The organism is Dialister sp. CAG:357 (assembly GCF_000435155.1).
Lineage (GTDB): Bacteria > Bacillota > Negativicutes > Veillonellales > Dialisteraceae > Dialister > Dialister hominis.
This window is the reverse complement of sequence record NZ_FR896412.1, coordinates 1,780-7,302: the sequence shown is the minus strand read 5'-3', so window position 1 is coordinate 7,302 and position 5,523 is coordinate 1,780. Positions and strand designations below refer to the sequence as shown.

At 46.7% G+C, this 5,523-nt stretch carries 4 protein-coding genes; 3 read left to right on the top strand and 1 reads right to left on the bottom strand.

The genetic code is table 11. From position 1 onward, the window contains the following. From M3200_RS04095 to cytX, 3 genes are all read left to right on the top strand, one after another. The coding region (locus M3200_RS04095; RefSeq protein WP_288178132.1) for a PglZ domain-containing protein at window positions 1–952 on the top strand (952 nt) is incomplete at its 5' end. Window positions 953–978: 26 nt separating this feature from the next. After that, on the top strand, window positions 979–3,111 hold the full coding sequence (gene brxL, locus M3200_RS04090) for a protease Lon-related BREX system protein BrxL (protein WP_022382269.1): 2,133 nt from the start codon (window positions 979–981) through the stop codon (window positions 3,109–3,111). A gap of 149 nt (window positions 3,112–3,260) precedes the next feature. Further along, entirely contained in the window at window positions 3,261–4,439 is a 1,179-nt protein-coding gene (gene cytX / locus M3200_RS04085) for a putative hydroxymethylpyrimidine transporter CytX (protein WP_022382268.1), read from the top strand. A 114-nt stretch (window positions 4,440–4,553) separates the two neighbouring features. On the opposite strand, the gene M3200_RS04080 is transcribed toward cytX, so the two are convergent. After that, on the bottom strand, window positions 4,554–5,312 hold the full coding sequence (locus M3200_RS04080; RefSeq protein ID WP_022382267.1) for a hypothetical protein: 759 nt from the start codon (window positions 5,310–5,312) through the stop codon (window positions 4,554–4,556). Window positions 5,313–5,523 lie beyond the last annotated feature (211 nt).

Here is a 5,523-nt window from a genome sequence, read left to right as displayed (position 1 = left end):
TATTTTTATCCCACAAAAAAGCGTGAAGAACCTAGCTTTGAAATATAGCGACATCATCCGGGTCAAGAAAAAAGAGCGTCAGGCTATGGTAAAAGGCATGGACATTGTTTATATCTACCATGATAAGATCGATGAAGCCAGCCATACTTCTAACAGTGCTGTTTTCCCGGCCTGCGATGAGGCTATTCAGGAAATCAAAAATATGATGCATATCATTGTTAATGAGATGAATAGCACGAGAGCGTTTATTACAGCGGATCATGGATTTATTTATACCTACAGTCCTTTGAGAGAAGATTCAAAGGTAGATAAGACGTCGTCTGATGCAAAGGATGTAGAAGTCGACCAGAGATACCTGATTACGAAGAAGGGAGCAAAGCCGGATTTCCTGCTGCCTGTTCGCTTTATGGATGGGAAGACAGATTATGAAGCTTTTGCACCCCGTGAGTATGTAAGAATCAAGAAAAAAGGCGGTGGACTGAATTTTGTCCATGGTGGGATCAGATTACAGGAGATGGTTGTTCCTGTATTGAATTTTGAGTATTTTAGACAGTCAACGCAAAAGTATCTTAATAAGAAAGATGAACTTGACACCAAACCGGTTGAAGTGGATTTAGTGTCATCTAATCGATTGATTAGCAATATGATTTTCAATCTAAATTTCCTTCAAAAGGATCCTGTTGGAGGAAATCGCCAGGCTGCTTCTTACCAGGTCTATTTTGAAGATAGTGAAAAACAAAAGGTTAGTGATATAAATAGAATTATTGCAGATAAGGAAAGTGATGATCTAAAGGAAAGAGCTTTCCGTTGCAAATTCAATTTGAAGAGAAAGAAATACAGCAGACTCAATACGTATTACCTTGTCATTGCTGATGAAAGTGGTCTTCAGCAGCCTGTTAAAGAAGAATTCCATATCAATATTTCGATTCCAACGGATGATATTGATTTCTAAGTGGACGTGTTCAAGGGGGAAAGAGAATGGATGATCTAGAGCTGGATAAAAACGTCCGGGATGAAATCAGAGCCAAGCTGCGCGAATATTTCAATGGTAAAATCGTACGCAAGGATCTGACAAAGAAAATCAAGGAAGGCGCTAATGTTCCTGTGTATGTATTAGAGTACCTGCTCGGGCAATACTGCAATTCTGAAGATGAAGAAATCATTCAAGATGGGGTAGAAACTGTCAAAAAAATACTCGCATCAAATTACGTTCGCCCAGATGAAGCGCAGAAAGTTTTGTCTCTTCTTCGTGAACAGGGAACGCATACGATTATTGATATGGTTTCTGTAGCGCTTAATATTAAAAAAGATCGCTATGAAGCGTCGTTTTCGAACCTGGGATTGACAGGAATTCCGATTGGTGAGGAATTCCCTACAAAGTATGACCGTTTACTCTGCGGAGGAATCTGGTGCATTGTCCGTCTCGAATATGCATCCGAATATGAGCCTGAGCCGGAATTGCCGGAGTTCATGCATAAGGCGTCTCCCCAAATCCAGACAGGCAGACAAAAACATAAGAAGAGAGAATTTTCTCCGATTACGGTTTGTTCTCTGAAACCAATCCAGATGCCTCATATTGATATGGAACAATTAAGAGAAGGCAGGAAAGCTTTCACGAAGGAAGAATGGATCGATGTACTACTGAGATCTTCTGGGATGGAACCGGATGAATTTACTTATCGTGAGAAGTGGCTTCTTTTGAACCGTATGCTTCCTCTTGTCGAGAATAATTTCAATTTCTGTGAACTGGGACCGAGAAGTACAGGAAAATCGCATCTATACAAGGAAATTTCTCCTAATAGTATTCTTGTCTCTGGCGGGCAGACAACCGTCGCTAATCTTTTCTATAATATGGGACGTCATGCCGTAGGCCTCGTAGGTCTTTGGGACTGTGTGGCATTTGATGAAGTCGCCGGTATCAAATTCAGAGACAATGACGGTGTACAGATTATGAAGGACTATATGGCGTCAGGGTCTTTCGCAAGGGGCAAAGAAGAAATTTCCGCATCTGCTTCTATGGTTTTTGTAAGAAATATTAATCAGAGTGTGGATGTCCTTCTTAAAACATCGAGCCTCTTTGATCCTTTCCCTCCGGAGATGGGAACGGATACGGCATTCCTTGACCGCATTCGCTGTTATAATCCGGGGTGGGAAATTCCAAAATTCCGTCCGGAACATTTTACGGATGATTATGGATTTATCACTGACTACATGGCTGAATTTATGCGCGAGCTGCGTAAGGAAAGTCATGGTGATGCTATTGACCAGTTCTTCAGACTTGGAAAGAATCTGAACCAGAGAGATACGATTGCTGTCCGCAAGATGGTTGATGGATATATCAAACTTCTGTATCCGAATGGAAAATACACGAAGGAAGATGTCGAAGAATGTCTCAGAATGGCACTCGAAATGCGCAGACGAGTTAAGGAGCAGCTTAAGAGACTGGGCGGCATGGAGTTCTATGACGTTAATTTCAGTTATATTGATCAGCAGTCATTTGAGGAGAAATTTGTTTCTGTACCAGAGCAGGGATCTGGAAAGTTAATTCCGGAAGGTCTTTGCAATCCCGGGCAAGTCTATACTGTCTCAAGAGGGCAGACGGGCATGATTGGCGTTTTCCGTTTGGAAACACAAATGATGGGCGGGTCCGGCAAGTTTGACAAGACTGGACTTGGTAATGATAGAGAAGCGAAAGAATCGGTCAATACGGCCTATAATTTCCTGAAAGCAAATGTAAATCAGATTAGCGGAGCAATCAATACAAAATTTTTTGATTTCATCATTGGCTATCAGGATATGCAGGAGATCGGAATGACAAATAAACTTGCACTTCCGACACTCATTGCATTGTGCTCAATTTCTCTTGGAAAACCAACGATCAGTAGTCTTGCGGTGCTTGGAGATATGACTATCAGCGGATCACTTCTCCCTGTCGATGATTTGGCTTCTTCTCTTCAGGTATGTCTGGATTCTGGGGCTAAGAAGGTATTAATCCCAATCATCTCTGCTCAGGAAATTGCTGCTGTTCCCGCAACACTGATGTCTAGTTTTCAATTGATTTTCTACACATCCGCAAAAGATGCTGTCTTCAAGGCACTGGGTGTTGAATAATATCGAAAAGGTCAACCCTCACACCGGCTGGCCTTTTTCTTTTGCTATTTCTGCATTCCAGCTTTCCTTGAACTCATTCGGCCGTTATATTATACTTTTAGGAAATGATGAATGGCTCCTTAGGGAGCATTAGGAAAGCGGGGGCTTTTATGAGTGAGAATAAGACGAGTGTCTTTTCGAATGGGCTGCTCTGGTTCGGGGCAGGAATATCGATTGCTGAAATTCTGACGGGCATGCTTCTTGCGCCATTGGGACTGGCGAAAGGGCTTCTGGCTATATTGATCGGTCACGTGATCGGCGGCGCGGTGATGTTTGGCGCAGGGCTGATCGGCGGGCGCACGGGGAAGAGTGCGATGGAAACGGTGGCGATTTCTTTCGGCCATCAGGGAGCCAGGCTCTTTGCCGGGCTGAATGTCATCCAGCTGATCGGCTGGACGGCGGTGATGATTGCGAGCGCTGCCGCGGCTGCGAATACGCTTTCCGGGATGGGGAGTTCTGTATGGAGTGTCATCATCGGCGCTTTCATTGCTCTCTGGATCGTCCTTGGACTCAAGAATCTGGGGAAGGTGAATGTGGTCGTGATTGCGGCTCTCCTTCTTCTGACGCTTGTCCTGAGCGGTGTGATTTTCATGGGAGACCATGTGCCGCAGGCTGTGGGAGACATGACGCTTGGCGCAGCGATAGAGCTCACGGTGGCTATGCCTCTTTCCTGGCTTCCTGTCATCTCCGACTATACCCGCATCGCGGAGAAACCTTTCAAAGCAACGGCAGCGAGCTGCCTGGCTTACTTTGCCGCAAGCTCCTGGATGTTCATCATCGGTATGGGCGCCGCTCTCTATACCGGGCAGGATGATATCGCCCAGATCCTTCTTCAGGCAGGTATGGGCCTTGTCGGAATCCTGATTGTCCTTCTTTCGACTGTCACGACGACATTCCTGGATGCATTCTCTGCCGGCGTTTCCGGAAAGACACTGATTTCCGGACTTTCTGAAAAAGCGCTCGCCCTTATCGCCTGCGCAGGCGGCATCGGCCTTGCTGTCATGATGGACTCGAGCAGTTTCGAGGAATTCCTGTACTTCATTGGATCCGTCTTCGCTCCGATGACAGCCATCCTTCTTTCGGATTACTTCATCCTGAAGCAGGACCACAGCGAAGAAAGCGTAGACTGGCTGAACCTCGCCCTCTGGCTGGCAGGCTTCATCCTCTACCGCCAGCTCCTCGACGTCCAGACACCGCTGGGAATCACATTCCCCGTCATCGTCCTCGTCATGCTGGCCAGCGCCCTCGTTCATAAAGCCGTAGGCGCAAGATGCGTACAGTCGAGATAATGAAATCATAGAAAAAGAAACCCCGGGTCAGGGAAATGATTTTCCTGACTCGGGGTTTTGTAATGGGTAAAGCTCGTTATGCGGAACCCTTTCTTTCAGTAGTTTCTGCTGACACTATTTTTCTTTCTTCTCTTTGTCTGCTGTCTGGCTGCCGGCTACGGTTTCGGCGAAGAAGGCGAGGGTGTCGAGAAGATTTTCGGCGGCGTTTTTCTTGTCTTTGTTTGATTTCTTGATGGTGACTTTCTTTCGGCCATCTTTGGCTGTGGTCATGACGCCCGGGGTCTTGATGCCGCCCGGTGCGGATTCTCCTCCGACGATGGGTCTCTGGTCGTCTTTCATGTAGTCTGGCTCTACGTCATCGGCCGTGGCTGCGGGGATGATGGCGGGCTTTCCATTGACATTTGCTTCAGTCGGAAGGGGATAGAGGGCGTCCTTGACGGGCGCGGCACTCTCCTTTTCCTTTGCCATTTTCGCTTCATGCTCTTTCATTGCAGCGAGGACAAGGTTGTCGACGGGTTCGGGCTCTGCTTTGGCAGGGAGTACGTCGATGGTGATGACAGTGCTTTCGCCTTCATCGGACGTGCTTGTGGAAATGGAGGAAACAGCGACGTCTGCATTTTCACTGTTTTCATTGTTTTCTTCTTCCTGCGGTGCTGGTTCCTGTGTTTCCTCAGCCGTATTTTCCGAAGGTTCCTGTGTATCGGATGGAGTGATGGAGACGGTGACGGGCGGATTTTCCTGCTGAGTTCTTGCGGCCGCGTCGGGGCGTCCGTAGGCGTCTACGCCGTCTTCGGCAAAGGCAGTTCCCATGGCGGGAAGGGTCGTGAGAGCAAGCGCAGTCAGGAGGGCTGCGGCAAGTCGTTTATGGTTCATGGATGAGTATCCTTCTTTCATTAGTGTTTGCTTATTATTATATACTGGTGAGCAAATTTCCTCCTGTTATCCGCGTGATTTTGCCTGATAGTATTTCTGCATAAGACGCAGGAGCACGCAGGTAGTATACTGAATTCATGATTTTAATAATGAATCAGGAGGGATAGATATGAAAGGGAAACAATGGATTCTGGCGGCCATGGCTGCCGCC

Bases quoted from the DNA above. Each gene is read 5' to 3' on its own strand.
- cytX (WP_022382268.1), top strand. From the start codon at position 3,261: ATGAGTGAGAATAAGACGAGTGTCTTTTCGAATGGGCTGCTCTGGTTC.
- brxL (WP_022382269.1), top strand. From the start codon at position 979: ATGGATGATCTAGAGCTGGATAAAAACGTCCGGGATGAAATCAGAGCC.
- M3200_RS04080 (WP_022382267.1), bottom strand. From the start codon at position 5,312: ATGAACCATAAACGACTTGCCGCAGCCCTCCTGACTGCGCTTGCTCTC.